Origin of the sequence: Variovorax brevis, assembly GCF_030317105.1 — a bacterium.
Lineage (GTDB): Bacteria > Pseudomonadota > Gammaproteobacteria > Burkholderiales > Burkholderiaceae_C > Variovorax > Variovorax brevis.
The window spans coordinates 516,585-541,736 of the sequence record NZ_JASZYG010000003.1; the positions used below are offsets into that span (position 1 = coordinate 516,585).

Annotated in this window: 24 protein-coding genes; 13 read left to right on the forward strand and 11 right to left on the reverse strand. The window is 65.8% G+C overall.

Annotated features, from left to right (window positions below; translation table 11 throughout):
- Window positions 1–6 precede the first annotated feature (6 nt).
- On the reverse strand, window positions 7–1,359 hold the full coding sequence (locus QTI66_RS11205; RefSeq protein WP_286559580.1) for a cache domain-containing protein: 1,353 nt from the start codon (window positions 1,357–1,359) through the stop codon (window positions 7–9).
- A gap of 265 nt (window positions 1,360–1,624) precedes the next feature.
- Between QTI66_RS11205 and QTI66_RS11210 the strand changes: the two genes are divergently transcribed.
- The 5 genes from QTI66_RS11210 (at window position 1,625) to QTI66_RS11230 (ending at window position 7,643) form a co-directional block, all read left to right on the forward strand.
- On the forward strand, window positions 1,625–2,791 hold the full coding sequence (locus tag QTI66_RS11210) for an ABC transporter substrate-binding protein (protein WP_286559974.1): 1,167 nt from the start codon (window positions 1,625–1,627) through the stop codon (window positions 2,789–2,791).
- A gap of 119 nt (window positions 2,792–2,910) precedes the next feature.
- Complete coding sequence (locus tag QTI66_RS11215; protein WP_286559581.1) at window positions 2,911–3,786, forward strand: branched-chain amino acid ABC transporter permease; 876 nt, start codon at window positions 2,911–2,913, stop codon at window positions 3,784–3,786.
- A gap of 25 nt (window positions 3,787–3,811) precedes the next feature.
- Window positions 3,812–5,761, forward strand: coding sequence for a branched-chain amino acid ABC transporter ATP-binding protein/permease (locus QTI66_RS11220; protein ID WP_286559976.1), 1,950 nt, complete (start codon window positions 3,812–3,814; stop codon window positions 5,759–5,761).
- Between the two features lie 8 nt (window positions 5,762–5,769).
- Entirely contained in the window at window positions 5,770–6,495 is a 726-nt protein-coding gene (locus QTI66_RS11225; RefSeq protein ID WP_286559582.1) for an ABC transporter ATP-binding protein, read from the forward strand.
- Between the two features lie 242 nt (window positions 6,496–6,737).
- A complete protein-coding gene (locus tag QTI66_RS11230; protein ID WP_286559977.1) occupies window positions 6,738–7,643 on the forward strand; it encodes a hypothetical protein in 906 nt (301 codons plus the stop codon).
- 165 nt (window positions 7,644–7,808) lie between these two features.
- On the opposite strand, the gene QTI66_RS11235 is transcribed toward QTI66_RS11230, so the two are convergent.
- The 5 genes from QTI66_RS11235 to asd are packed head-to-tail and all read right to left on the reverse strand — an operon-like array spanning window position 7,809 to window position 11,218.
- On the reverse strand, window positions 7,809–8,429 hold the full coding sequence (locus QTI66_RS11235; RefSeq protein ID WP_286559583.1) for an SRPBCC family protein: 621 nt from the start codon (window positions 8,427–8,429) through the stop codon (window positions 7,809–7,811).
- Between the two features lies 1 nt (window position 8,430).
- Entirely contained in the window at window positions 8,431–9,159 is a 729-nt protein-coding gene (locus QTI66_RS11240; protein WP_286559584.1) for a YceI family protein, read from the reverse strand.
- Between the two features lies 1 nt (window position 9,160).
- Complete coding sequence (locus QTI66_RS11245) at window positions 9,161–9,721, reverse strand: YceI family protein (protein WP_286559585.1); 561 nt, start codon at window positions 9,719–9,721, stop codon at window positions 9,161–9,163.
- Window positions 9,718–10,254 carry a cytochrome b gene (locus QTI66_RS11250; RefSeq protein WP_286559586.1) on the reverse strand — a complete coding sequence of 179 codons (537 nt, stop codon included), beginning with the start codon at window positions 10,252–10,254 and terminating at the stop codon, window positions 9,718–9,720. Before QTI66_RS11250 ends, QTI66_RS11245 begins: the two co-directional genes overlap by 4 nt.
- Window positions 10,255–10,297: 43 nt before the next feature.
- Window positions 10,298–11,218: an archaetidylserine decarboxylase gene (asd, locus tag QTI66_RS11255; protein ID WP_286559587.1), complete on the reverse strand. Its 921-nt coding sequence runs from the start codon at window positions 11,216–11,218 to the stop codon at window positions 10,298–10,300.
- Between the two features lie 53 nt (window positions 11,219–11,271).
- Here asd and QTI66_RS11260 point away from each other — a divergent pair, with 53 nt between their 5' ends.
- Window positions 11,272–12,927, forward strand: coding sequence for an aminotransferase class III-fold pyridoxal phosphate-dependent enzyme (locus tag QTI66_RS11260; protein WP_286559588.1), 1,656 nt, complete (start codon window positions 11,272–11,274; stop codon window positions 12,925–12,927).
- 32 nt (window positions 12,928–12,959) lie between these two features.
- Here the strand turns inward: QTI66_RS11260 and QTI66_RS11265 are convergent, their stop codons facing one another.
- On the reverse strand, window positions 12,960–13,568 hold the full coding sequence (locus tag QTI66_RS11265) for a hypothetical protein (RefSeq protein ID WP_286559589.1): 609 nt from the start codon (window positions 13,566–13,568) through the stop codon (window positions 12,960–12,962).
- Between the two features lie 159 nt (window positions 13,569–13,727).
- On the opposite strand from QTI66_RS11265, the gene QTI66_RS11270 reads away from it, so the two are divergent.
- Window positions 13,728–14,975, forward strand: a complete 1,248-nt coding sequence (locus QTI66_RS11270; protein ID WP_286559590.1) for a glycosyltransferase family 4 protein — start codon at window positions 13,728–13,730, stop codon at window positions 14,973–14,975.
- Between the two features lie 20 nt (window positions 14,976–14,995).
- Here QTI66_RS11270 and lplT read toward each other — a convergent pair whose 3' ends face one another.
- Window positions 14,996–16,288, reverse strand: coding sequence for a lysophospholipid transporter LplT (gene lplT / locus QTI66_RS11275; RefSeq protein ID WP_286559591.1), 1,293 nt, complete (start codon window positions 16,286–16,288; stop codon window positions 14,996–14,998).
- A 93-nt stretch (window positions 16,289–16,381) separates the two neighbouring features.
- Between lplT and QTI66_RS11280 the strand changes: the two genes are divergently transcribed.
- Together QTI66_RS11280 and QTI66_RS11285 are read left to right on the forward strand one after the other, a co-directional pair.
- Complete coding sequence (locus QTI66_RS11280) at window positions 16,382–17,266, forward strand: UDP-2,3-diacylglucosamine diphosphatase (protein ID WP_286559592.1); 885 nt, start codon at window positions 16,382–16,384, stop codon at window positions 17,264–17,266.
- On the forward strand, window positions 17,263–18,477 hold the full coding sequence (locus QTI66_RS11285) for a glycosyltransferase (RefSeq protein ID WP_286559593.1): 1,215 nt from the start codon (window positions 17,263–17,265) through the stop codon (window positions 18,475–18,477). The genes QTI66_RS11280 and QTI66_RS11285 overlap by 4 nt, the downstream gene beginning before the upstream one ends.
- A 16-nt stretch (window positions 18,478–18,493) precedes the next feature.
- Here the strand turns inward: QTI66_RS11285 and QTI66_RS11290 are convergent, their stop codons facing one another.
- Together QTI66_RS11290 and QTI66_RS11295 are read right to left on the reverse strand one after the other, a co-directional pair.
- Window positions 18,494–18,853 (reverse strand): c-type cytochrome, encoded by a 360-nt coding sequence (locus QTI66_RS11290; protein WP_286559594.1) that lies wholly within the window; start codon window positions 18,851–18,853, stop codon window positions 18,494–18,496.
- Between the two features lie 131 nt (window positions 18,854–18,984).
- Window positions 18,985–19,428, reverse strand: a complete 444-nt coding sequence (locus QTI66_RS11295) for a hypothetical protein (protein WP_286559595.1) — start codon at window positions 19,426–19,428, stop codon at window positions 18,985–18,987.
- A gap of 315 nt (window positions 19,429–19,743) precedes the next feature.
- Here QTI66_RS11295 and QTI66_RS11300 point away from each other — a divergent pair, with 315 nt between their 5' ends.
- Window positions 19,744–20,718 (forward strand): tripartite tricarboxylate transporter substrate binding protein, encoded by a 975-nt coding sequence (locus QTI66_RS11300; RefSeq protein ID WP_286559596.1) that lies wholly within the window; start codon window positions 19,744–19,746, stop codon window positions 20,716–20,718.
- Between the two features lie 190 nt (window positions 20,719–20,908).
- The gene (gnd, locus tag QTI66_RS11305; RefSeq protein ID WP_286559597.1) at window positions 20,909–22,351 is read left to right on the forward strand and encodes a decarboxylating NADP(+)-dependent phosphogluconate dehydrogenase; all 1,443 of its coding nucleotides are present in this window, start codon (window positions 20,909–20,911) and stop codon (window positions 22,349–22,351) included.
- Window positions 22,352–22,373: 22 nt separating this feature from the next.
- Here the strand turns inward: gnd and QTI66_RS11310 are convergent, their stop codons facing one another.
- Complete coding sequence (locus QTI66_RS11310) at window positions 22,374–22,757, reverse strand: AraC family ligand binding domain-containing protein (RefSeq protein ID WP_286559598.1); 384 nt, start codon at window positions 22,755–22,757, stop codon at window positions 22,374–22,376.
- 107 nt (window positions 22,758–22,864) lie between these two features.
- Between QTI66_RS11310 and QTI66_RS11315 the strand changes: the two genes are divergently transcribed.
- Entirely contained in the window at window positions 22,865–24,931 is a 2,067-nt protein-coding gene (locus QTI66_RS11315; protein WP_286559599.1) for a carbon starvation CstA family protein, read from the forward strand.
- The gene (locus QTI66_RS11320; protein WP_444814983.1) at window positions 24,928–25,146 is read left to right on the forward strand and encodes a YbdD/YjiX family protein; all 219 of its coding nucleotides are present in this window, start codon (window positions 24,928–24,930) and stop codon (window positions 25,144–25,146) included. Before QTI66_RS11315 ends, QTI66_RS11320 begins: the two co-directional genes overlap by 4 nt.
- The last annotated feature ends 6 nt before the right edge of the window (window positions 25,147–25,152 follow it).

Sequence of the window (25,152 nt, forward strand, 5' to 3'; positions counted from 1 at the left end):
CCATGTTCAGGCGGTGCCGGTCAAGGGAAAGCTGGCCGTCAGCGACGTGAAGCCAGGGGTTGAAACCATGTGAAAACTGCCGGCGTTGCGCTCGACACGCTCGCGCATGTTGGTCAGGCCGATGCCCCGGTCCTTGCTGTGTTCAACGCGCTGCACGTCGAAGCCGCGGCCGTTGTCGATGACACGCAGTTCCAGCCTCTCGCCCGAACTGCCCAGGTAGATCTCGACCCGGCTGGCATCGGCATGGCGCTCCACGTTGCGAAGCGCCTCCTGCGCCACGCGGAACAGGCTCACGGCCTGGAGTTCGGGCAGGTCTTTCTGCACGTTGGCTGACACGCTCACCTTCAGGCCCTTGCGCTGCGCGAGTTCGTTGCCGATGTGCTCGAGCGCCGCCGGCAGGCCCAGGTCGTCCAGCAGTGCCGGCCGCAGATCGTGCGAGATGCGCCGCACCTCGCCGATGGCTTGCGACAGCGCACTGATCTCTCGGTCGATGGCCGTCACCGGCGTCGGGCCCGGATGCGCCAGGCGGTGGCCGACCAGTTCGAACTGGTACTTGATGGAGACCAACAGTTGGCAGATGTGGTCGTGCAACTCACGCGAGACGCGCGTGCGCTCTTCTTCCTGCGAGGTCACGACGCGGTGCGCCAGTGCCTTGAGCTTGCGGTCGGCCTGCCGCTGCTCCGTGATGTTGAGGGCAAGGCCGCCCGCAAACACCCCCAGCACTGCAACGACCGCAACGCCCGCCATTCCCAGCAGCGTCATGCGCACGCTCTTGAGCAGCGTGCCGCGCAACCTGGCCGCCGCAGCGTCGACGTCGTCCAGGTAGATGCCGGTGCCCAGCATCCAGCCCCAGCGCGGCAACTCGACCGAATAGCCGAGCTTCCGCTCCGTGCGCCCGGTCGAGGGCTTGGGCCACTGGTAGCGCGTGAATCCGCCACCCTCGTGCGCACGGGCAATCAGTTCGCGGATCATGTAGACGCCATCTGAATCCTTGCGGTTCCAGAGGTTCTGGCCGACGAGGTCGGGCTGGCGCGGATGCACCAGGGTCTGGCCTTCCTTGTCATACACGAAGAAGTAGCCGTCGTCCCCGAAGTTCATGTCCGCCAGGATGGCCTTGGCCTGCTCCTTGGCCGCCTCATCGTCGCGCCCGGCCCGGTACAGGTTGTCGATCGACGTCAGCGCCAGTGCGACGTAGTTGCGCAGTTCCTCGCGCTTGGTGTTGAGCAGCACTTCTTCCAGCACCTCGGCCTGGCGCCGCTCGAGGTGGTCGGTCTCCACGGCCAGCAACGCGCCGATGGTGGCAATGGCCAACAGCAGTGGCGCCACTGCGAGCAACAGGATCTTGGCCTTCGGTTTCATGGCCGCGATTGTGATGTGGCGCGCAAGAAATCGCTGGACGCGACACGAATCCGCGTTTTCCCGTATGCAGTACTACGCAGTCGCGCCTGGCACTGATGCGAATGGGCGAGCACTGCCGTGCCACACACAATCATTGCGACGTCCCGGTCGGCATTCACTCAGGCCATGGCGTCTCGAGTTCCATCACCGCAGGAGACAACCCTTGACAAGTTTCACCCAAAAGATTTCCACCGCTGTCGTCCTGGTAGCCCTCAGCACCCTGGCCATGGCAGCCGATCCCATCAAGATCGGCGTCGACGGCCCCTTCACCGGCGGCTCGTCTTCCATGGGCGTGAGCATGCGCGACGGCGTGCGCCTGGCCACCGAGGAAATCAACAAGTCGGGCGGCGTGCTCGGCCGCCAGATCCAGCTCGTTGAACGCGACGACGAAGCCAAGAACGAACGCGGCGTGCAGATCGCCCAGGAATTCATCAACAAGGAAAAGGTGGTCGCCACCGTCGGCTACATCAACACCGGCGTAGCCCTGGCTTCGCAACGTTTCTTCCAGGAAGCGAAGATCCCGGTGATGAACAACGTGGCGACGGGCTCCATCGTCACGCACCAGTTCGACAAGGACCCGGACAACTACATCTTCCGCAACGCCGCGCATGACAGCATCCAGGCGCCGATGATCGTGCAGGAAGCCGTGACGCGCCGGGGCTACAAGAAGGTCGCCATCCTGGCCGACTCCACCAACTACGGCCAGCTCGGCCGCGAAGACCTGGAGAAGGCGCTGAAGAACAAGGGCATCACCGCGGTGGCGGTCGAGAAGTTCAACATCAAGGACGTCGACATGACGCCCCAGTTGCTCAAGGCCAAGGAAGCCGGCGCCGAAGTGGTGCTCACCTACGGCATCGGCCCCGAGCTGGCGCAGATCGCCAACGGCATGACCAAGCTGGGCTGGAAGGTGCCGATGGTGGGCAGCTGGACGCTGGCCATGGCCAACTTCATCGACAACGCCGGCCCGGGCGGTGAAGGCGCGAGCATGCCGCAGACCTTCATCCAGGAGCCGACCACTCCCAAGCGCAAGGAGTTCATCGACAACTACCTGAAGACCTTCAAGCCGAAGAACAACCGCATGGATTCGCCGGTGTCGGCTGCGCAAGGCTACGACTCGGTGTACCTGCTGGCCGCGGCGATCAAGCAGGCCGGCAGCACGGACGGCCCGAAGATCAAGGCCGCACTGGAAGACCTGAAGACGCCCGTGGACGGCGTGGTGACGACCTACAACAAGCCCTTCTCCAAGGACGACCATGACGCCATCACCGCGAACATTCCGGTGTTCGGCGTGGTGAAGGACTCACGCGTCGTGTTCGCCAACGCCACCGACCAGAAGGATGCGTCGAAGGTCCGCGTGAAGGATTCGGCGGCCAACGCTGCCCTGATGAAGTAACAGCACTTCCGCACAAGAGCGCCAATACAGCGCCCTGATGGCGCCGCCCCGGCAAGGAATCCCTCCCCTTGTTCGCGGCGGCGCCTTTTATCGCCCACGCTTCGCGACCACGAGCTCCCATGCAAATCCTTACCCAACTCATCTTCAGCGGCATTGCGCTGGGCATGATCTACGCCGTCATCGCGTTCGGCTACCAGCTCACCTTTGCCACGTCGGACACCCTCAACTTCGGACAGGGCGACGCGCTCATGCTCGGCGCGCTGGTCGGCCTCACATTGGTCGGATTGGGCGTCAACTATTGGCTCATGATCCCGCTGGTGTGCCTGTTCGGCGCCTTCCAGGGCGCGGTGGTGGAACGCATCGGCGTGCGCCCCGCCATCAAGATCAAGTCGGAATTCGGCTGGATCATGTCAACGATTGCGCTGGGCATCATCTTCAAGAACGTGGCGGAAAACGTGTGGGGTCGCGACGACCTGAAGTTCCCCTCGCCGTTGCCCGAGTCGCCGCTCAAGTTTCTCAACGCCAACGTGCTGCCGATGGAAATCCTGGTGGTGGGCGGTGCGTTGCTGATGATGCTGGCCGTCGAGTTCTTCAACCGAAAGACGATCTACGGCAAGGCCGTGGTCGCAACCTTCAACGACCGCGATGCCGCCAAGCTCATGGGCATCAACACGGGGCTGGTCATCACCTTCTCCTACGCGCTCTCATCGGCGACGGCTGCTTTCGCGGGCGTGCTGATCGCGCCGCTGACGCTCACGGGCGCCACCATGGGCGCAGTGCTCGGCCTCAAGGCTTTCGCCGTCGCCATCATCGGCGGGCTGACCAGCGGCATGGGCATCGTGGTGGGCGGGATCATCCTGGGCATCGCCGAGACGACCACCGGCTTTTACCTGAGCACCGGCTACAAGGACGTGCCGGGCCTCGTGCTGCTGCTCATCGTGCTGGCCGTGCGCCCGCAGGGCCTGTTCGGCAAGACCGCAATCAAGAAGGTCTGAGCCCCCGGTCATGAATTCCCAAAAAATGAAGACGAGTCATCTCCTGTTGTCCATCGCGGGGCTGGCAGCGCTGCTGCTGTTCCCGGTCGGCGTCGACAACGCGTACTACATCCACCTGCTCGAGACCATCATGATCTACGCGATCCTGCTGTTTGGTCTCGACATCGTCGTGGGCTACACCGGCCAGGTGTCGCTGGGCCATGCCGGTCTGTTCGGCATCGGCGCGTACACGTCGGGCGTGCTGGTGTTCAAGCTGGGCGCGCCCTTGATGGTCGCGCTCATCGCGGCCATTGGCGTCACCGCCCTGTTCGGCGCACTGCTTGCGCTGCCCGCACTGCGCGTCACAGGTCCTTACCTTGCGATGGTCACGCTGGCCTTCGGCACCATCATCCAGATCCTCATCAACGAGATGAGCTTCCTCACGGAAGGACCGATGGGCATCAAGCTCACCAAGCCGCCGCTCTTCGGTCACAAGCTGGACGAGCGCGAGTTCTTCTGGCTGGTGGCCGTGCTGCTGGTCTTGTCGCTGGTGGTCGTGCACCGCGTGCTGCGCTCGCACCTGGGCCGCGCCTTCGAGGCGCTTCGCGGCAGCCCGGTGGCGTCGGACTGCATGGGCGTTTCGGTGTATCGCTACAAGGTCTACGCCTTCGTGATCAGTGCCGGATTTGCCGGGCTGGCGGGCAGCCTGTACGCGTACTCCGAGCAGTACATCTCGCCGAACACCTACAACTTCGAGCTCACGGTGCTCTTCCTGCTGGCCGTCATCATGGGCGGGCGCAAGAGCCGCATCGGCTCGATGCTCGGTGCCGCCATCATCGTGCTGCTGCCCAAGCTGCTGGACGACGTCGAGATGTTCCGCTACGTGTCGGTGGCACTTGCCGTGGTGGTGATGATCTCGGCCGTGGTCGCCATCAAGCGCCAACGTGCGACGCCTGCGCAGATGGCGATTCCGGTCGTCGGCAGCATCGCGCTGGCGGGCCTCTCCTTCTGGCTCAACACGATGACCGACTGGCGCCTGTCGATCTTCGGCGTGATCATGCTCTTCGTCGTCTACTACCTTCAGGATGGCGTCGTCGGCTTCGTGCGCAACGCCCTCAACTTCAAGCGGCCCAAGGCAGAGGTCGTGGTGACAAGCGACGCCATGGCGCCCTCGGCCGCCGTGTCGACCGCTGCCCACGCGGGCGCAGGCGGCGAAGTGCTGCAAGCCTCGGGCGTGCTGATGCAGTTTGGCGGCCTGAAGGCGCTGAACAACGTCGACCTGACGATCCAGCGCGGCACCATCCACGGGCTGATCGGGCCCAACGGCTCGGGCAAGAGCACGATGATGAACGTGCTCACCGGCATCTACGTGCCGACGGCCGGCTCGCTCACCTTTGCCGGCCGCTCGCTGGTCGGGCGCACGTCGTCGGACATCGCGTTGTCGGGCATCGCCCGCACCTTCCAGAACGTGCAGCTCTTCGGCGAAATGACGGCACTGCAGAACGTGCAGGTCGGCCTGCACCACACCTTCAACAGCAATCTCCTCGATGTGGCGGTGCACACGCCACGCTACAAGCGCGAGCGCGATGCGGCCGTCGCGCGTGGCATGGGCCTGCTGAAGTTCGTCGGCCTTGAAGAGTTCGCGGCGGAGGAAGCGCGCAACCTGCCCTACGGCAAGCAGCGCCTGCTGGAGATCGCCCGCGCCCTCGCGCTCGACCCGCAACTGCTCCTGCTCGATGAACCGGCTGCAGGCCTCACGGCGCCGGACATCAAGGAACTGATCGCGATCATCCGCAAGATCCGCGACCACGGCATCACCGTGATCCTGATCGAGCATCACATGGACGTGGTGATGAGCATGTGCGACACGGTCTCGGTGCTCGACTTCGGGCAGAAGATCGCCGAAGGCGAGCCGGCGAAGGTGCAGGCCGACGAGAAGGTCATCGAAGCCTATCTGGGTGGCCAGGAAGAAGGAGCGGTGGCGCAAGCCGCGTGAGAACAACGATGCTGACCATCCACAATCTATTCGCCGGCTACGGCAAGGTGCAGGTGCTGCACGGCATCTCGATCGACGTGCCCAAGGGCAAGGTCGTGACGCTGATCGGCTCCAACGGCGCCGGCAAGACGACGACCATGCGGGCCGTGTCGGGAATGATCGCGCCGACGGCCGGCGAGATCACGCTCAACGGCAAGCGCATCGACGGCCTCGAGTCGTATCACATTGCCAAGCAGGGCCTGGCCCATTCACCCGAAGGCCGCCGCGTGTTCGCGACCATGACGGTCACCGACAACCTCACGCTCGGGGCCTTTCCCCGCCTGACCGGCAGCCGACCGCGCGGCGATGTGGCGGCCGACCTCGAACGGGCGCTGGAGCTTTTTCCGCGGCTCAAGGAGCGCCGCACGCAGTTGGCCGGCACGCTCTCGGGCGGCGAGCAGCAGATGCTCGCCATGGCGCGCGCCGTCATGCTCAACCCCGAAGTGGTGCTGCTCGATGAACCATCGATGGGCCTTGCGCCCATTCTGGTGGCGGAAGTGTTCCGCATCATCGAACGGCTCAAGAGCGAAGGCGTGACGATGCTGCTGGTCGAGCAGTTCGCAGCCGCGGCGCTCGGCGTGGCCGACTACGGCTACGTGCTGGAGAACGGGCGCATCTCCTTGCATGGCCCGGCCGGAAAGCTGCGCAGCGACCCTGCGGTGAAGGCTGCCTACCTGGGCGGCAGCGGGCACTGAAGGCGCAGTTGTTGCGCTGACGGGCTGCCACGTCAGCCCGCAAGACGTTGGGGCTGGCAAGCTTGACCCCACCGATTGGTAGAAAATTCCAGTCGGCACGAAGCTTGCCAGTAGGATGCCTTTTTGCCATCCAACTCCCTCACACCACTCGAATGTCGGCAAGACCTTGGCCCGGGCCGGCGACGGTGATCCGTCGACGATTGATCGCACTTCTGGGCCCGGCGGCCTGCGCGCTGGCACCCATGGCCGCCACCGCCCAGGAGCAGGGAGGCGCTGGCTTGAACATCATCGGCCCGCGCGTGCGGGACCACGCCAACAGCGTGCTGTCGCTCATGGCGTATTCGGTGGTCCCTGACCTCGCGTCCAGCAGCTTGTCCATCACCAATGCCAACACGGACGACCCCGGCGTCGTGATGTCCCAACTGGGTGGCGGCTTCACGATCAGCAAGTCCTTTCCGCTCTACCTCGAAGGCGCGGTGGCGTGGAGCCGCTACGACCCCACCTTCGTCGCCACCAACGGAACCGAATCGCGCTCCATTCCCACGCGCTGGAATTCGTTGAGCGGAACGGCCGGCATCGGGTGGGATTTTCCGATTACCTCCGAACTCGCCTTTCGCCCGATCTTCGACTTTTCGCTGGGCAAGGTCGCCAGCGACCTGACGGTCGCCAAGGCCATCGTCGAGCGCATCACCGACCGCGATATCAACTTCCTCAACGGCGGCACGCTCAATGCTTATGGCCTGGGCGGCGCCGTGATGCTCGACTGGGAGCACTACCGCGAGGACTACGAGGTCGACGTGGAACTGCGCTACTCGGACATCGAGTTGCGCAGCTTTGGCGGCACGACGGATGCGGTGAAGGGGAAGGCCTCCGCGCGCACCGCCAACATCTGGGCACGCTATCGGGCACCCACCGGCATGTACGCACTGGACCGCCCGATTCGCTACGTTCTCGAGTTCTCGCATTCCAGGTACCTGGGCAGCGAGACCAACGTCCTGGGCTTCGACTACCTGACGACACTGGGCACCGGGCTGGAACTCGACACCAGCGCCCACAAGGTGTACGTGACGCGCCTGCGTGCCGTGGTGCGCTATGTCTTTGGCAACAACGTCTCGGGCTTTTCGCTCGGGCTGGCCGCGAGTTTCTAGTGTGCTGTCCCGCAAATAGCTGCGCTAAATGAAATCGATGCATTTCGTGTCAGGGCAAGGCGCAAACCACAGCGATACCAGCAGGTATCGCGAGGATTTGCAACGCCGCCATGGCGCGAAAGGCGCGATTTCATGCGCAGTTATTTGTGGGACAGCACACCAGCTTCAGGGATTGGGCGAACGCGCGGGCACGGGATCCACGCCCTTGGCCAGCGCATCGCGGCGCATGATTTCCGTGACCAGCGCCGTGAACTGCTTGGCCAGCATGTTGCGTACGACGATGGGCCCGATGACCGGCGGCACGGGAAAGTCCGGCACCAACCGCCCCGAATAGGTCAGCCTGACGCCACCGCCCGGCACATGCTCAAGGGCGTAGCGCCCTTCGAACTCCTTGAGGTTGCCACCCACCGCACGCGCCACGATGCGGCGCGGTGGCGTCTCCGTCACTTCCATCTTCACATCTACTGGCTGCCGGAAAAACAGGAAGCTGAACTGCCCTGCCTGGTCGACGAGCACCTTGTCACCCTCGCGCTGCACCACGCGCGAGCTGCTCATGTCGGGAATGAACTCGGCCAGGTGGTCGTAGTCGCTGATGGCGTTCCACGCCGTGAGCAGTTCGACCGCCATGTCGGCGGTGGCCGTGACGGTGATGAGTTCGCCCCGTCCGGCCGTCTCGATCTGGATCTGCTGCGCCGACGCGCCCACTGCGATCCAGGGCAGGCTTGCCAACGCAAGACTGCATGCGGCAGCCCGCAGGCAGCGCAGCAGGCCCGTGAGCTGCGTCATTTCAATCCGACAGCCGGCCCGCACGGATTGCGAAGCGCATGCCCAGCCGGTCCTGCACCTGCACCGCTCCACCCAGGATGGAGAAGGGCACGATGTCGAAATCGGACTGGTTGAGCTCGAACATGCCTGACACGCGCATGCCGTCTGGCTGCGAATCGACCTGCACTGGAACGTCGAGCGTGCGCCGCACGCCATGGAGCGTGATGGCCACTTTCAGCACCGAGCCGGCGGGCGCCGCTTCCATGCCGCTCACCTCGACAAGCGCAAACGGAAAGCGCTGAACCTCCAGCACCTTGTCGAGCATGTTGGAACGCGTGCCCTCGATGTCGTTGGCGCCCGGCTGGGTGTCGAAGCCCGCCTCGGCGCGCAGCGCGGGTTCGTCGACCGTGAGATCGGCCAGAGGCACGAACAGGTTCGCGCGCCCTTCACCCGGCGAAACATAGCCTTGCACTGCGCGGCTGGCCACGATGTGATCGTGCCCGAAGCGCGCGAGCGATCCGCCGCGACGTGCCGTGATGGTCACCAGCGACTGGGCCGGGTCGATGCGCAACACGGTCTTGCCTTGTGCGACTGCCTGCTGGTAGGCCTGCAGCGGAAAACCCTCGGGCACCTGGCTCGCGGCGAGGCGGGAAAAGCTGCCGCCCGCCCTCTCACCGCCCGGCTGCGCGCAACCCGCCAACACCATCGCCACAAGGAACGCAAGGCCTGCCCGGCGCAGCAGCGTGGCCATGTCAGCCGACCTTGCGCAAGCGCACGCGGAACTTCACCGTGACGTCGGGGCCGATGACATCCGTCGCCAGCCACTCGCCGGTGCCGATGCCAAAGGCCGTGCGCTTGACGACGAACTGCCCATCCATCGTCGCGCCGTCGCCGTCGGCCTTCCAGGTGAAGGGCACCTCGACCGCTTGCTGCACGCCCTTGAGCGCGAGCGTGCCGCGGGCGACATAGCCGGACGCAGCGGCGCGGATGTCCGTCGCATGAAACTCCGCCTGCGGATGCTTCGCGAAGTCGAACCACTCGGGGCCGGCAATCGCCTTGTTGATGTCCGCACTGGACATGTCCGCACTCGCTGTCCGGATCGTGACGTCCAGCCTGCCGCCGGCGGGCTTGTCCGGGTCAAAGCCGAGTTGCACGTTGAACTCCTTGAAGACGCCCGGTGCCGGCGCCTTTTCGAAGGTGGCCGCAAAGTCGAGGCGGCTGGCGGCAGCGTCCATCTTCCAGTCGGCCGCATGCGCGCTTTGCAGTGCGGCGGCGAGCGCGAGGAGGAGGCAGGAGAATTTCTTCATCATCATCGATGGGGTGCCCTGAACGGCAGCATGCGGACCAGCACATTGTCCCGCTGGATGAAGTGATGCCGCAGCGCGGCGCCCACGTGAACCACGAGCAGCAGCGCCAGCGCGATGCCCAGCGAGAGGTGCACCAGCGCCGCCACGTCGGCCGTGTGCTTGTCGGCGGCGACGATGGCCGGCAACGGAACCTGCCGGAAGATCCGGAACGGAATGCCGGCCGCAGAATTGATGACCCAACCGGCCACCGGAATGCCGATCATCAGGACATAGAGCAACACATGGCTGGCATGCGCCGCAGCGCGCTCCCAGGCGGGCATGCCCGCGGGCAGCGGCGGCGCGGGGTGCATCAGGCGCCAGGCCAATCGCGCAAGCACCAGCACCAGCACCACCATGCCGGTCGATTTGTGCCACATGAAAAGGTTGAGCTTGGTGGGAGACAGCGGCCAGGTGGACGCGAGCCAGCCAAGGCCGAACTGCACGAAGATCAGCAAGGCGACAAGCCAGTGAAAGAACTTCGCCGTCGCTCCCCAGGACAAATCCCCATCCGCCGGCCGGCCCGGCACGGGCGCGAGGGAATCGTCATGAGGGGATTGGAATCGCATCGGTGCGAGTGTTGCAGCTTGCTGCGGTCTTGCACAGAGGCGGCAGGTTCATCAGCGCCTGGCCCATGCGGATGGTCTGCCCGGGCGCAACGCCGTCGGCCAGCGTGAAGCCGGCAGGCGCGAACACGATGATCGTCGAGCCGTGCTCGAACCACCCCATCTCCTCGCCCTTGCGATAAGAGGCGTCGCAGTCGATGCGCTTCGGGCCGCGATAGCGCAGGTGCAGCAGAAGATCCAGGCAATGCAGCCGCAGGCTGGCCACGAGAATCGCGGCGACCGGCACCAGTGCGATCCGATGCCCGCCGGCCAGCAGACGCGTCTCGATCAACGCACGCTCGTTGCGGCAGAACAGGCGCTCGACGCGCTTGAGCGCGATGGGGTTGACGTTCCACGTGTCGCCCGAGATGTAGGTCACGCGCTCCACGCGGCTGTCGTGCGGCGCATGAAAGCGGTGGTACATGCTCGACGTCAGTCGCAGCGTGGCATAGCACCCGTCGCGAAAAGGCTCCATGGCCTTCTCATCGCCAAAGAGATCGGCCACCGCATACGGAAAGCCCTTGGCCTGGAACACCTGCGCACCGTCGACCTTGCCGCAGGCGCCGACGATGGCGTCGCAGGGACTGGCCAGCACGCCGGGGGTGTCGTCAATCGCCCGCGCGCCGGCCTTCAATTCGCGGGTGAAGCAGTCGTGCAGGCTGTCGAAGCGCGCCTTCTTCGCGTCGCTCAGGTCGAGTTCGGCGAACAGGCGCCAGACCGCTATCGACAGGTCGCGCACCAAGGGCTGGCGGATTTTGCTGAACCAGCCCATGAACCGGGTGAGCGCCATGCGCGGCACGCGGTTGGTGAGCAGGAAGTTCAGGTCTTCCTGCTGCAGCAGGGCATCTCGGAGTCGTTTCATCACATCGTCAAGGAAGGGGGTTACACACGGGCATCCTGAACGACACGAGTGCCATGCAAGAAGCCTTCACTTTTTCCGCCGTCGCGGTCGCTGCCGCGGCCACCCTCGCGGCACTGCCGCTCGGTCTGCGCCGTCTCGAACTCTCGCGCGCCAAGCATCCGTCGCTGACCGGTCACGCGCGCATTGCGAAGCGACTGGCCGCGCTGTTGCCGGGCTACGAATACAGCGAGGAGCGCTTCTTTGCATCCGACGGCGCACCTGCCGACGTGGTCGCGTGGCGGCGCGATGGCCTTGCATCCCTGGCGGCGCACGCACGGGCGCACTACCCGCAGTCGCTGGCTGCCAGCGCCTGCGCGCGCGAGGGCCTGCCGGACCTTGCCTTCACCAGCGCCTACCGCGTGCCCTTCCCCTACAGCCCTTACCTGCGCGCGCACCTGCAAACGGGCGCTTTCCTGCGTGCCTCGCGCGGCGTCATGGTCGAGGACCTCGATGGCAACGCCTTCTACGACCTCACCGGCTCGTACGGCGTCAACGTGTTCGGCTATGACTTCTACAAGGAATGCATCGCCGAGGGCGCAGCGCTGGTGCAGTCGCTCGGCCCCGTGCTGGGCGCCTACCATCCCTGCGTCCATTCGAACGTTGCGCGGCTGCGCGCCATTTCCAGCATGGACGCGGTGTCCTTCCACATGTCGGGCACCGAAGCCGTGATGCAGGCGGTGCGCCTGGCGCGCTATCACACGGGGCGCAGCCGGCTGGTGCGATTCAGCGGCGCCTACCACGGCTGGTGGGGCGACGTGCAGCCCGGCCCCGGCAACCCGGTGCCGGCACGCGACACCTTCACGCTGCGGGAGATGGACGAGCGCAGCCTGCGCGTGCTTCGCAAGCGCCGCGACATCGCCTGCGTGCTGGTCAATCCCCTGCAGGCACTGCACCCGAACGCTGGCGCGCCGGGCGATTCCTCGCTCACCGACAGCAGCCGCCGCGCCGCCTTCGACCGCGATGCCTACGTGCGCTGGCTGAAGGCATTGCGCGAGGTCTGTACCGCGCGTGGCATCGCGCTGATCTTCGACGAGGTCTTCGTGGGCTTCCGGCTCGCACCCGGCGGCGCGCAGGAATACTTCGGCGTGCGCGCCGACATGGTGACCTATGGCAAGACGCTCGGCGGCGGCCTGCCGGTGGGCGTGGTCTGCGGACGCGCCGACCTGATGAAGCGCTTTCGCGAGGACCGGCCGGCCGACATCTGCTTTGCACGCGGCACTTTCAATTCGCACCCCTATGTGATGGGCGCGATGCACGCTTTCCTGAACCGGATCGAGCGCCCCGAAGTGCTCGCGCTCTACGACGGCTTGGACGCTCGATGGAACGAGCGCGCCGAGCGGCTCAACCGGCGCCTGCGCGAGGCGGGCTTGCCGGTGCAGGTGGCGAATCTCTCGTCGATCTGGACGGTGCTCTACACCGCGCCTTCGCGCTACAACTGGATGCTCCAGTTCTACCTGCGGCGCGAAGGGCTGGCCCTGAGTTGGGTCGGCACCGGCCGGCTGATCTTCAGCCTCGACTACACGGACGCCGATTTCGATGCGGTGGTTGAACGCTTCGTGGCCGCCGCGCGCGCCATGCAGGCCGATGGCTGGTGGTGGCACGACGCCGCGCTGACCGACAAGGCGATCAGGCGCACCATGCTGCGCGAGATGATCGCGCAGCGCTGGTGAGGTGACGGTGCGGCGCAGTCGGTGTGCCGCCCTCATGCATGCAGGTCGCGGCCCGAGCGGTCGATGAGTTCGCCGCGCATCAGGTACAGAGGTGCGCGGTAGTACAGCAGGATGTCGTGGAACGGATCGGTCAGGATCTTGGTCATCCACACCAGGCCCGTCTGCACGTCCTTGAGCAGGAAGAGATGGATGGTGCGAAACAGCAGGCCGCCTGCACCGAGCACCAGCCACGCCATGCCGAGCTGCCGCACGTAGCCTTCGAAGTCGCTGGTCGGCGTCATCATGCCCAGCAGCGAACGGTCGAAGTACAGCACCAGCGGCACCGCCGCCCACAGCGCCATCAGCACCACCTTTCGCTGCAGGTTGTAGCCCACCTTGATTTCTTCCTTGTGCTCGTGCGTCGCCTTGTTGACGTGGTCGTAGCCCTTGGGCTCGAAGAAGAAGTGGCCTGCCTGGCGACTGGTCATCGACACCAGCCACCCGATCAACGCCGAGATGACCGGGTCGATGAAGAGAAATGCGTAGGCAACCACGAAACTGATCGCGCTCACGAGGTGCAGCGACTGGTTGATGCGGCTGTGGTGGTAGTAGCGATGGTCGTCCCAGCGCTGGACCTTCAGGGCATGGAAGAAATCTTTCACGTGGCTCTCCTTGACGCGCGGATGGCGGGCATGCGCCGCGCGTGACGGCATGGTGACGACGCGCCATGAAACGCCGGTGACATGGCGCGGGCGCAACGCCATCGAAGTGTCGCGGCGCTGTCACCGCGCTGCCGCAATGGCGCGTCAGCATCCCCGCCCATGGCCTCTTCGCCCTCGCCCATCGTGGTCCACGACATGCGTGCTGCGCGGCGCTCGCTGCGCATCGCCGTCGTGACCGAGACCTATCCGCCCGAAGTCAACGGCGTGGCAGTGACCCTGCAGCGCGTGGTCGAAGGCCTGCGTGCAAGGCAACACGACATCCAGTTGGTGCGCCCTTGCCAGTCCGGCGAGAACCTTTCGCCGCGGCTCGATAACCGGCTGGACCAGGACGTGCTGTTGCGCGGCTTTCCGATCCCGCGCTATCCGGAACTGAAGATGGGCGTGCCCTCCAAAAAGGCGCTGGTCTCGCTGTGGAGCCGCCAGCGGCCCGACCTGGTCTATGTCGCCACCGAAGGCCCGCTCGGATGGTCGGCGCTGCAGGCGGCGGCCCGGCTGAAGCTGCCGGTGTGCTCGGACTTCCGCACCAACTTTCACAGCTACAGCCAGCACTACGGCATCGGTTGGCTGCAAAAGCCCATCATGGCTTACCTGCGCAAGTTCCATAACCGCACGGCCTTCACCATGGTGCCGAGCGAACAGTTGCGCCAGGAACTCGCGGATGCCGGTTTTGCACGCGTGGTGCTGGTGGCGCGCGGCGTCGACACCGCGATTTTCGATCCGGTGCGGCGCTGCGAACCTTTGCGCGCCGCATGGGGCGCCGGGCACGACACGGTGGTCGCGCTGTTCGTGGGACGCCTTGCCCGCGAGAAGAACCTCGGCGCGCTGGCCGCCGCCTTCCTCGCGATGCGGCAGGCACGGCCGGACAGCCGGCTCGTGGTGGTCGGCGATGGACCGGCGCGCCAGGCGCTGGCCGCGCTCGTGCCGGATGCGATCTTCACCGGCACACGCTCGGGCGAGGACCTGGCCGCGCACTACGCGTCGGCCGACGCCTTCCTGTTCCCGAGCATGACCGAAACCTTCGGCAACGTGACCATCGAAGCCATGGCCAGCGGACTGGCCGTGGTGGCTTTTGACCATGCAGCAGCCGGCCAGTTGATCCGCAGCGGCGGCAACGGCCTGCTCGCTTCCTTTGGCGACGAGGCCGATTTCGTGCGGCAGGCTGTGCATGTCGCGACCGACCGGGAGCACGCGGCGCGCATGGCACGCCAGGCCAGGGCCACGGCGTGCGAGCTCGGCTGGGACCGCATCGTGTCGCAGGTCGAGTCGGTGTTCGCGGCAACGCTCGACGCCGGCATGCCCGTGCATGCGGGCGTCGTGCCGGAGCCTGTCGTGGCAGGCGTTCCTTAAGAGCCTGCCAAGTCGCAGGTTCAGGCATCGGGCGTCACCCCCGCCCGCCGCGGCTTGGCGCCCTCCAGCCGCATGAGCAGCGCCATGGCCGCTGCAATCGCCAAGCCGAATCCCCACATCAGCGCAACGATCGGCACGTCGCAGGCCGTCAAGACCGCATAGCCTCCCACCATCACGAGGATGCTGAGGTTTTCGTTGAACCCCTGGATCGCGATGGAGCGGCCTGCGCTCAGCAGCGCATGGCCGCGATGCTGCAGCAAGGCGTTCAACGGCACCACCAGCACGCCACCCACCGCGCCGACCAGCGCCAGCAGAGGCAGCGCCAGCACCAGCGAAGGCGTCGATGCAATGACCGGCATCAACAGGCCCAGCACGATGCCCGCAGGCAGCACGCGCTTGGCCCGCGAGAGGCGGATGCGCCGCCCGGCCCAGGTGGCACCCGCGATGACGCCGATGGCCACTGCCGCCTGCAGGTAAGCAGCGTGCTCCAGATCCAGCGCCAGCACTTCGGCGGCCCAGCGCAGCACGACAAATTGCAGGGTCGCGCCGACGCCCCAGAAGATGGTGGTCACCGCGAGCGACAGGCCGCCGTCGCGGTCGCGCCACAGCAGGCGATTGCCGCTGTCGAATTCGCGCAGGAGCGCCCGCACATCCAGGCGGGTCGCCGGATAGCGCGAGCCGCTGTCGGGCACGCCCAGGTTCATGAGTCCGGACAGCGCATAGACCAGCACCAGGACCACCATCGACAGCGTGAGATCCGTCGCGGCGCTTCCCAGGACGAGACACTCGAGCCAGGCCTGCAACGCAAGACTGGCACTCGAGGTGCGAAGACCATCGGCCACCAGCAGGCCGCCGAAGATCGTCCCCAGCAGCGCCGCACAAACGACCGACACCTCGATCCACGCATTGGCCGCAACGAGCCGATGCGCGCCCACCATCTCGGTGACGAGTCCGTACTTGGCCGGCGCGTAGGCCGCGGCGCCAAAGCCGATCACCGCGAACGCGGCGACGGGATGCAGCCCCGCCATCAACCCGGCCACGCCGCAGAGCTTGACGGTGTTCATCCACACCATGAGCCGTGCCTTTGGCATGGCGTCGGCCAGCGGGCCGATCAGCGGCGCAAGAAAGACGTATGACAGCGTGAACGCAAACTTGAGCAGGGGCGCCCACCAGCCCGGCAACCCGCGCGCCTGGAGCAGTGCGATGGCGACGATGAGCGATGCGTTGTCGGCCAGCGCCGAAGCCGCCTGGACGGCAATCAGCAGGCGAAAGCGTGGCGGCATGGGGCGAGGTGCATCGGCGCCGATGGTCATGACAAGCGATGACGCCTGTGTGACGCGCCATGTCACTCAAGCTTCATCGCAGCGCCACGCAGGCGTCACGCTCGCAACGGACCATGACAAGCCATGCAACGCGACGATGCTTTCCTGCGCGCATGGCGCGACACCGACGGCCCTCCTCCCGACGACATGGCCGAGGAGGACGCCGTCTCGCGCCCGCCTCAACGCTTTCGCACGCTGTGGATTTCGGACACGCACCTGGGCACGCCCGGATGCCAGGCCGTCGCGCTGCTCGACTTCCTCAAGCACACCGAGTGCGAGACGCTCTTTCTTGTCGGCGACGTGATCGACGGCTGGCAGCTTCGACGCCAGTGGTACTGGCCGCAGACCCACAACGACGTGGTGCAGAAGCTCCTGCGCAAGGCGCGCAAGGGAACGCGGGTCATCTTCGTGCCGGGCAACCACGACGAGTTTGCGCGCAAGTATCTCAACCACAACTTCGGCGGCATCGAAGTTGCCGAGGAATGGATCCACGCGCTGGCGGATGGCCGCAAGCTGTGGGTGATCCATGGCGACCTGTTCGACGGCGTGATCCAGTGCGCCAAGTGGCTGGCGCACGTGGGCGACTCGCTCTACGAGTTCACGCTCAAGCTGAACCGCCACCTGAACTCGCTGCGCGCCCGCATGGGCCTGCCCTATTGGTCCCTGTCGAACTACCTCAAGCTCAAGGTCAAGCGGGCCGTGAGCTACGTGGGCGATTTCGAGAACGCGGTGGCGCGCGAGGCGCGCAAGCGTGGCTTGCAGGGCGTGGTGTGCGGGCACATTCACCATGCGGAGCTGCGCGACATCGACGGCATCCTCTACGCCAACGATGGCGATTGGGTGGAAAGCCTCACCGCGCTGGCCGAACACGCCGACGGCACGCTGGAAATCCTGCACTGGGCACAGCACATGCCGGTGGCCACGCGCGCCGGACGCGCCGCGACGCAGCCCGCGCCGGTGGCCGCATGACGCGCGAAGCCGCCCGCCCTACGCCGCGCCCAACCCGTACCGTCGATCTCGTCTACTTCAATGCCGGTGGCGGGCATCGGGCGTCCGCGCTTGCGCTCGAAGCCGCCATACACCGCCACGGCTTGCCGTGGACCGTGCGCCTGGTCAACCTGCGCGAAGTGCTGGACCCTCGCGACGGCTTTCGCAAGCTGACGGGCATGGACCCGGAAGACGTCTACAACAAGCGCCTGGCGCGCGGATGGACGCTGGGACTTTCGCAGGAACTCAAGCTGCTCCAGCGCCTGATTCGCTGGAGCCACGCGCCGCTGCTGCGACAACTGCAGCAGCGCTGGCTGGCCACCGAGCCGGACATGGTGGTGTCGCTGATTCCCAACTTCAACCGCGCGCTGTGCGAGTCGCTGGCAACGACCCTGCCGGGCGTTCCCTTCGTGACGGTCCTGACCGACCTGGCGGACCATCCGCCGAACTTCTGGATCGAGCGCGAACAGGTGCAGCACTTTGTCTGCGGGACGGCGCGCGCCGTGCAGCAGGCGCGTGCCGCGGGCCATGACGACGACCACATCCATGCGACGTCCGGAATGTTGATCCGCACCGGCTTCTACGACCTGCCGCCTGTGGACCGGGCGGCCGAGCGTGTGCGGCTGGGGCTGGACCCGGAACGGCCCACCGGCCTGGTTCTCTTCGGCGGACAGGGCTCGCGGGCGATGCTGGGCATTGCACAACGCTTGCCCGACACGCCGCTGATCCTTGCGTGCGGCCACAACCAGAAGCTCGCCGAGGCCTTGCGCGCACTGCCCGCGCGCGCGCCTCGCCTGGTGCTGGGATTCACGCCCGAAGTGCCCCGCTACATGCAGTTGGCGGATTTCTTCATCGGCAAGCCCGGCCCCGGAAGCGTGAGCGAGGCGGTGCAGATGCAGTTGCCCGTGATCGTTGTGCGCAATCGCTACACGATGCCGCAGGAGCGCTACAACGCCGAGTGGGTGCGAGAGCACGGCGTGGGCGTGGTGTGCAGCAGCTTTACCCGCGTTGCCGCCGCGGCGCAGGACGTGATCGAGGGGCTGGACGGCTATCGCGCAGCCACCCGCAGGATCCACAACCGTGCGGTGTTTGAACTTCCCGGCATCCTCGAGGGCATCCTCGCCAGGGCGCAAGCACTCACCAGCGTGCAGGCGGCGATTGCGCTGCCTGCGCACGTCAATTTCGTGCCCTGACGGGCGAAGCGCCATCTCAAGGCGGCGGGGGCCGGTCACCCTGCGCGATCGACCCGTCGGCCCGCCCCGCAAAGTAGAGATGGATGCCTTCGATGTTCGCCTCGACCAGCGGATTGCCGCGATAGGGCGGCATGCCGCGCGGCGGATTGCCGTCGAGCACCATGCGCACGAAGGACTCGCGGCTTTGCGTTCGCGCGTAATCCACGATGGACGGCGCGGCATGGCCGTCGTGGCCGGCGCCGTGGCAGCGCTCGCAGTTGACGGTGCGCAGCGCCTGCCACGCGGCGGCGATTCGCGGGTCGTCCATGGGGCGCCGGGCGCTTTGCGCGGTCGCCATGTCGACGGTCGCGAACCCGCCGAGCAGCGCGACGATCAAGCTCGCCGCGCAAGCGTGCGTCGTGCGCCATCTGCTTGCTGCGCGGATGGCGCCGACTGCATCTGATCCTCCTCCCATCCTCCCCATTCTTTGATTCCTCCCATCCTCCCGCTCGCTCGGCCCCGCATCCGTCACTGGCGGTTCGCGTTGGCAATCTGGCCGACGAACTTCCAGCCTTCGTCGGAGCCATAGATGTAGGTGAACCCGGTCGGGCCATCGATGAACACGGTCAGGGGGCGCTCCACCGGCGCCTGCACTTCGGCGGGAATGGGAGGCGGCTTCAAGCCGGTCCTGATGAATCCCGTGCTTGTGCCCGCACTGGCGCTTTGCGCGCCTGGCGCAGCGGCGTCCCACCCTGCATGCAGGCGCCAGCCGCCGTCCTGCGAATAGACCAGCGCCGAGGGCTTGCCGCCAGGGCCGCTGAGCAACAAGGTGAGCGGCGCGCCCTGCGCCTGCGTCGGGGCGCCCGTCGTTTGCGCCAGGGCGGTGGAGGCACCACCCGCCAGCACGCCGGCAACAACCACGGCTGCCGGCACCTGCCAGAACGAGTGGAACGTCTTGGAAAACTTCATCATCGACTCCGATTGAATTGAATGGCTTGGGGATGTCCGACGGGCGTCGATCGGGGGTCATTCACATGGCGCCATCGATTCGCTTCGAACTGGGTTGAATCGTAGGCAGCAACACTTTTTACCGATGTGACATTGCGCACTCAAAAAATGTGAGCTGACGGTTTCTCTCCTCAAATGGGGGGAGTTTTTTTCGTGTCACGACCCTGCGAATCCGGCGGTCATATGGGTTTTCATCTGGAGGGAACAATGAATTGGTCACGTCTGGCCGTGCGACTCGCGTTTAAATGGCGACTTCACAAAAACTCCAGGAGGCAAGACATGACCCGGTTCAAAAAGCTCGGTGCGCTGCTCACCGCGTTGGTGCTCACGGCAGGCGCCGCGCACGCACAGATGGGCAAGCAGATCAACCTGATGGTCCCCTACCCCGCCGGCGGTCCGTCGGATTCCGCCGCACGCATCGTGAGCACGCCGCTGGGCACCGCGCTGAAGGAACAGGTCATCGTCGAGAACCTGGGCGGCGCGAGCGGCTCGATCGCGGCGCAAAAGGTGCTGGCTGCACCGGCGGACGGGCGCTACATCTTCCAGGGCAGTCCCAACGAGGTGATCCTCGCCGCGCTGGCCAACGCGGCCATCAAGATCAAGGCGGAAGACTTCCGCCTGGTGCACCCCATGACCGACGCCACGATGGTGTTCGTTGCGCGCAAGGACCTGCCCGCCAACAACGTCGACGAGTTGATCGCGCTGGCGCGCAAGTCCACCGACAAGCCGTTGAGTTACGGCAGCGTGGGCATCGGCTCGCTCTACCACTTCATCCTGGAAGACGTGCAGAAGCGCACCAACATCAAGCTGAGCCACGTGCCGTACAAGGGCAATGCGCCACTGCTGCAAGACTTGGGCGGCGGGCAGGTTGACTTCGCAGTGCTGGTCTACAGCTCGGCGATGGGCGCGCTGGCCGAGCAGGGGCGCCTGAAGATCATCGGCCAGCTCGGCGCCACGCGTTCGCCCTTCCTGAAGGACGTGGCCACGGCGGCTGAAGGCAAGGAACTCCCCAAGTTCGAATACAAGATCTGGAGCGGATTCTTCGTGCCCAAGGCGACACCGGACGCCATCGTCGACAAACTGCATGCGGGCATCCAGGCCACGCTGAAGGATGAATCCGTTCGCTCGCAGCTCGCCGTGCAGATGCAGACCGCTTCGCCGCAAATGTCCGTTGCGGAAGCAGCAAAGTTCTTCGAAGCCGAAGCCGCGCGCTATCGCGCGATCGCCAAGGCGATCAACCTGCAACCGCAGTAAGAAGAAGACGCGCCCGGCCACGCTGCTGGCCGGGCTGCGCGACCCCCGTCTGCAGGCGCGGCTGCCCGGCTTGGGGGCCGCGCCGCCTCCTCTCCCGGATTCCCTCCCGTGTGCGCCGCATAACGCGTTGCCGGCAAAATGCGCGCCTGTACGCAACAACGGGCCGATGGCCCACACGCCAAGGGACATCATGAGCACCAACAGCAGCACCGCTGAGAAGAAGAGCGACTTCGGCCTGATCGGCCTGGCCGTGATGGGCCAGAACCTGGTGCTGAACGTGGAAAGCCGCGGCTTCCAGGTCAGCGTCTACAACCGCACCACCGCCACCACCGACGCGTTCGTGGCGGCGCATCCCGGCAAGAAGCTGGTTGGCTGCGACACGCTCGAAAGCTTTGTTCAAAGCCTGGCCAAGCCACGCAAGATCCAGATCATGGTGAAGGCCGGCGCACCGGTCGACCAGGTCATCGAACAACTCATCCCGCTGCTGGAAAAAGACGACATCGTCATCGACGGCGGCAACAGCCTCTACACCGACACCGAGCGCCGCGACGCGTACATGACGAGCAAGGGCCTGCGCTTCATCGGCGCGGGCGTGTCGGGCGGCGAGGAAGGCGCACGCAAGGGGCCGGCCATCATGCCGGGCGGGCCGGCGTCGACGTGGGAAGTGATGAAGCCGATCTTCGAGAGCATCGCGGCCAAGGTCGACGGCCAGCCTTGCGTGATCCACATCGGACCGGGCGGCGCGGGCCACTACGTGAAGATGATCCACAACGGTATCGAGTACGGCGACATGCAGTTGATCTGCGAGGCCTACAGCCTGTTCAAGGCAGCGGGCTTCACGAAAGACGAGATGGCCGCGATCTTCAACGAGTGGAATGAAGGCGAACTGCAGAGCTACCTGATCCAGATCACCGGCAAGGCGCTGGAGCAGAAGGATCCGGAGACGGGCCAGCCGCTGGTCGAGCTGATCCTCGACAAGGCCGGGCAAAAGGGCACGGGCCAATGGACGCTGCTGAACGCCGCCGAGAACGCGGTGGTCATCAGCACCATCAACGCCGCCGTCGAGGCGCGCGTGCTCTCGTCGCAGAAGAAGCAGCGCGTGGCGGCGAGCACGCAGTTGCAGGGGCCGGTGCCCGCGCTCGACAAGGTGAAGAAGGAACTGGTCGCCAAGGTGCACGACGCGCTCTATGCGTCGAAGGTGGTCAGCTACACGCAGGGCTTCGACCTCATCAAGACAATGGGCGAGAAGAAGAACTGGGAGCTCGATTTCGGCGGCATCGCGTCGATCTGGCGCGGCGGCTGCATCATCCGCGCGCGCTTCCTGAATCGCATCACCGAGGCTTATCGCAGCGATCCGCAACTGGCCAATTTGATGCTGGCGCCGTATTTCAAGGACTTGCTGAATCGCACGCAGCAGAACTGGCGCGAGGTCGTGGCGCTGGCGGTGAGCAACGGCGTCCCCGTGCCGGCCTTCAGCGCGTCATTGGGTTACTACGACAGTTATCGCTCGGCGCGCCTGTCGGCGAACCTGCTGCAGGCGCAGCGCGATTTCTTCGGTGCGCATACTTACGAGCGCACGGACAAGCCCGAGGGGCAGTTCTTCCACACGGACTGGCCCGAAGTCATCGAATGACTTGGCTCGCCCCCAGGCTTGCTCACTTCGTGTAGCCTCCAACCCCCTGCCGGGGGCAACACCAGCGGCCCGGCAAAGCCGGTTCCGCGGTGTTTCTGGAATGGGGGCCTTTGGTAGCGCCCCAGGGCTCGGTCCGGCGGGCCGCCCAGTAGGTCGCTCCGCTGCTGCCGTAGCGTTCAGCATGCGGCATCTGGTGATCGAGCTTGAACGTGTCGCCGGGGACGAGATGCCGGGTGTCGTCTCCCACGGTGAGCCACATCTCTCCGCGTACCACCAGCGCCTCCACCGCGAAGGGATGCGAGTGGTTGGGAACCACCGTGTCGGCGGCCCCGTCGCGCACCAGCACTTCGGGGAAGCCCTTTGCCTGCATCGCCGCCTCATATTCCTCGAACGTCGTGGTCGTCAAGATGCGCCTCCGTCGGTAGTGCAACGAATGGTAAGCCCGCCGACCACTGCTTGTGAACCGGGAGTCGGCAGCGCAAACTCCGGCCGACTGAAACAGTGGAGAGCAGCATGCAAGTGATTCGGCGGCATCTGATCTGGCTCATCGTTGCAGTGGTCGGCGCGTGCGCGCTCGGCACCGTGGCGCTCTCGCGCGGCGAGAGCATCAACGCACTGTGGATCGTGGTGGCGGCCATCTGCGTCTACCTGATCGCCTACCGCTATTACAGCCTGTTCATCGCCAACACGGTGCTGGGCGTGGACCCGAAGCGCAAGACGCCAGCGCACCGGCACAACGACGGGCTGGACTACGTGCCCACCGACCGCAACGTGCTCTTCGGTCACCACTTCGCGGCCATCGCAGGCGCCGGCCCGCTGGTCGGCCCGGTGCTGGCGGCGCAGATGGGTTACCTGCCCGGACTGCTGTGGATCCTGGCGGGCGTGGTGTTCGCGGGCGCGGTGCAGGACTTCATCATCCTGTTCATTTCCACGCGGCGTGACGGGCGCTCGCTGGGCGACCTGATCAAGCAGGAGATGGGCATCGTGCCGGGCCTGATCGCCCTCTTCGGCACCTTCATGATCATGATCATCATCCTGGCGGTGCTGGCGCTCATCGTGGTCAAGGCGCTGGCCGAATCGCCTTGGGGCACGTTCACGGTGGCGGCGACGATTCCGGTTGCCATCTTCATGGGCGTGTACCTGCGCTTCATCCGGCCCGGCAAGATCGGCGAGATCTCGGTGATCGGCTTCGTGCTGCTGATGCTGGCCATCTACGGCGGCCAGGAAGTGAGCCACAGCGCGTATTGGGCACCGCTCTTCACCTTCGACGGCAAGATGCTCACGTGGATGCTGATCGGCTATGGCTTCATCGCCGCCACGCTCCCCGTGTGGCTGCTGCTGGCTCCGCGCGACTACCTGTCCACCTTTTTGAAGATCGGCACGATCGTGGCGCTGGCGATCGGCATCGTCTTCGTGGCGCCTTCGCTGCAGATGCCGGCCATCACGCAGTTTGCGCAAGGCAACGGGCCAGTGTGGTCGGGCAGCTTGTTCCCCTTCCTCTTCATCACCATCGCCTGCGGCGCGGTGTCGGGCTTCCATGCGCTGATCTCCTCGGGCACCACGCCCAAGATGGTCGACAACGAAAGCCACATGCGCCTCATCGGCTACGGCGGCATGCTGGCCGAATCTTTCGTGGCGGTGATGGCGCTGGTGGCGGCTTCGTGCATCGAGCCCGGCATCTACTTCGCGATGAACAGCCCGGCGGCGCTGGTGGGATCGACGCCGGAAGCCGTTGCGCAGGCCATTTCGTCATGGGGCTTCGCGCTGACGCCCGACATGATCGCGCAGACGGCCAAGGACGTCGGCGAGACGACGATCCTCGGACGCGCGGGCGGCGCGCCGACATTGGCCGTGGGCATGGCGCACATCCTTCACCAGGCACTCGGCGGGCCGGCGATGATGGCCTTCTGGTATCACTTCGCGATCCTGTTCGAGGCGCTGTTCATCCTGACGGCTGTGGACGCCGGCACGCGTGCGGGACGCTTCATGCTGCAAGACCTGCTCGGCAGTTTCGTGCCGGCGCTGGCACGCACCGAATCGCTGCCGGCCAACCTGGTGGCGACGGCCTTGACGGTGTCGGCCTGGGGCTACTTCCTGTACCAGGGCGTGGTGGATCCCCTGGGCGGCATCAACACCTTGTGGCCGCTGTTCGGCATTTCCAACCAGATGCTTGCTGCAGTCGCCCTGCTGCTGGCCACCGCGGTGCTGTTCCGCATGAAGCGCGAGCGCTATGCGTGGGTCGCGATGGTGCCGGCGGCGTGGCTGCTGGTGTGCACGTTGACGGCGGGATGGCAGAAGATCTTCTCCGCGGACCCGAAGGTGGGCTTCCTTTCGCATGCGACCCGGTACGCCGACGCACTGGCGCAAGACAAGCTGCTGGCGCCCGCGAAGACCGCCGGCGAAATGTCGCGCATCGTCTTCAACGACCGGCTCGACGCGGCGCTGTGCGGGCTGTTCATCTTCGTGGTGCTCAGCGTGCTGGTCTACAGCGTGAAGACCTCACTGGCGGCGCGCGCCGCCAGCCGGCCCACCACGCGCGAGACGCCTTTCGAGCCTGCGCCATCGGGAGCCACCTCATGATGGGCTCCCGCGTCGCGGCCTTGCCAGAGGCCGGGCGCTATCTTGCGCGCACGCTGGCGCAGTCGCTGCGACTGATGGTGGGTGTGCCGGACTACGACACCTACCTGGCGCACATGAAGGTGACGCATCCGGATCGTGAGCCCATGAGCTACGAGGCTTTCTTTCGGGAGCGGCAGCAGGCGCGGTATGGGGGTGGCAGCGGGCGCTGTTGCTAGAGGAGG

What these genes read in the sequence shown, in the direction of transcription:
- QTI66_RS11235 (WP_286559583.1), bottom strand. Translation starts at nt 8,429, where the DNA reads ATGACGCAGCTCACGGGCCTGCTGCGCTGCCTGCGGGCTGCCGCATGC.
- lplT (WP_286559591.1), bottom strand. Translation starts at nt 16,288, where the DNA reads ATGACCATCGGCGCCGATGCACCTCGCCCCATGCCGCCACGCTTTCGC.
- QTI66_RS11225 (WP_286559582.1), top strand. Translation starts at nt 5,770, where the DNA reads ATGCTGACCATCCACAATCTATTCGCCGGCTACGGCAAGGTGCAGGTG.
- QTI66_RS11295 (WP_286559595.1), bottom strand. Translation starts at nt 19,428, where the DNA reads ATGATGAAGTTTTCCAAGACGTTCCACTCGTTCTGGCAGGTGCCGGCA.
- QTI66_RS11260 (WP_286559588.1), top strand. Translation starts at nt 11,272, where the DNA reads ATGCAAGAAGCCTTCACTTTTTCCGCCGTCGCGGTCGCTGCCGCGGCC.
- QTI66_RS11320 (WP_444814983.1), top strand. Translation starts at nt 24,928, where the DNA reads ATGATGGGCTCCCGCGTCGCGGCCTTGCCAGAGGCCGGGCGCTATCTT.
- QTI66_RS11205 (WP_286559580.1), bottom strand. Translation starts at nt 1,359, where the DNA reads ATGAAACCGAAGGCCAAGATCCTGTTGCTCGCAGTGGCGCCACTGCTG.
- QTI66_RS11270 (WP_286559590.1), top strand. Translation starts at nt 13,728, where the DNA reads ATGGCCTCTTCGCCCTCGCCCATCGTGGTCCACGACATGCGTGCTGCG.
- QTI66_RS11315 (WP_286559599.1), top strand. Translation starts at nt 22,865, where the DNA reads ATGCAAGTGATTCGGCGGCATCTGATCTGGCTCATCGTTGCAGTGGTC.
- QTI66_RS11230 (WP_286559977.1), top strand. Translation starts at nt 6,738, where the DNA reads ATGGCCGCCACCGCCCAGGAGCAGGGAGGCGCTGGCTTGAACATCATC.
- gnd (WP_286559597.1), top strand. Translation starts at nt 20,909, where the DNA reads ATGAGCACCAACAGCAGCACCGCTGAGAAGAAGAGCGACTTCGGCCTG.
- QTI66_RS11210 (WP_286559974.1), top strand. Translation starts at nt 1,625, where the DNA reads ATGGCAGCCGATCCCATCAAGATCGGCGTCGACGGCCCCTTCACCGGC.
- QTI66_RS11300 (WP_286559596.1), top strand. Translation starts at nt 19,744, where the DNA reads ATGACCCGGTTCAAAAAGCTCGGTGCGCTGCTCACCGCGTTGGTGCTC.
- QTI66_RS11220 (WP_286559976.1), top strand. Translation starts at nt 3,812, where the DNA reads ATGAAGACGAGTCATCTCCTGTTGTCCATCGCGGGGCTGGCAGCGCTG.
- QTI66_RS11280 (WP_286559592.1), top strand. Translation starts at nt 16,382, where the DNA reads ATGCAACGCGACGATGCTTTCCTGCGCGCATGGCGCGACACCGACGGC.
- QTI66_RS11240 (WP_286559584.1), bottom strand. Translation starts at nt 9,159, where the DNA reads ATGGCCACGCTGCTGCGCCGGGCAGGCCTTGCGTTCCTTGTGGCGATG.
- QTI66_RS11215 (WP_286559581.1), top strand. Translation starts at nt 2,911, where the DNA reads ATGCAAATCCTTACCCAACTCATCTTCAGCGGCATTGCGCTGGGCATG.
- asd (WP_286559587.1), bottom strand. Translation starts at nt 11,218, where the DNA reads ATGAAACGACTCCGAGATGCCCTGCTGCAGCAGGAAGACCTGAACTTC.
- QTI66_RS11285 (WP_286559593.1), top strand. Translation starts at nt 17,263, where the DNA reads ATGACGCGCGAAGCCGCCCGCCCTACGCCGCGCCCAACCCGTACCGTC.
- QTI66_RS11245 (WP_286559585.1), bottom strand. Translation starts at nt 9,721, where the DNA reads ATGATGATGAAGAAATTCTCCTGCCTCCTCCTCGCGCTCGCCGCCGCA.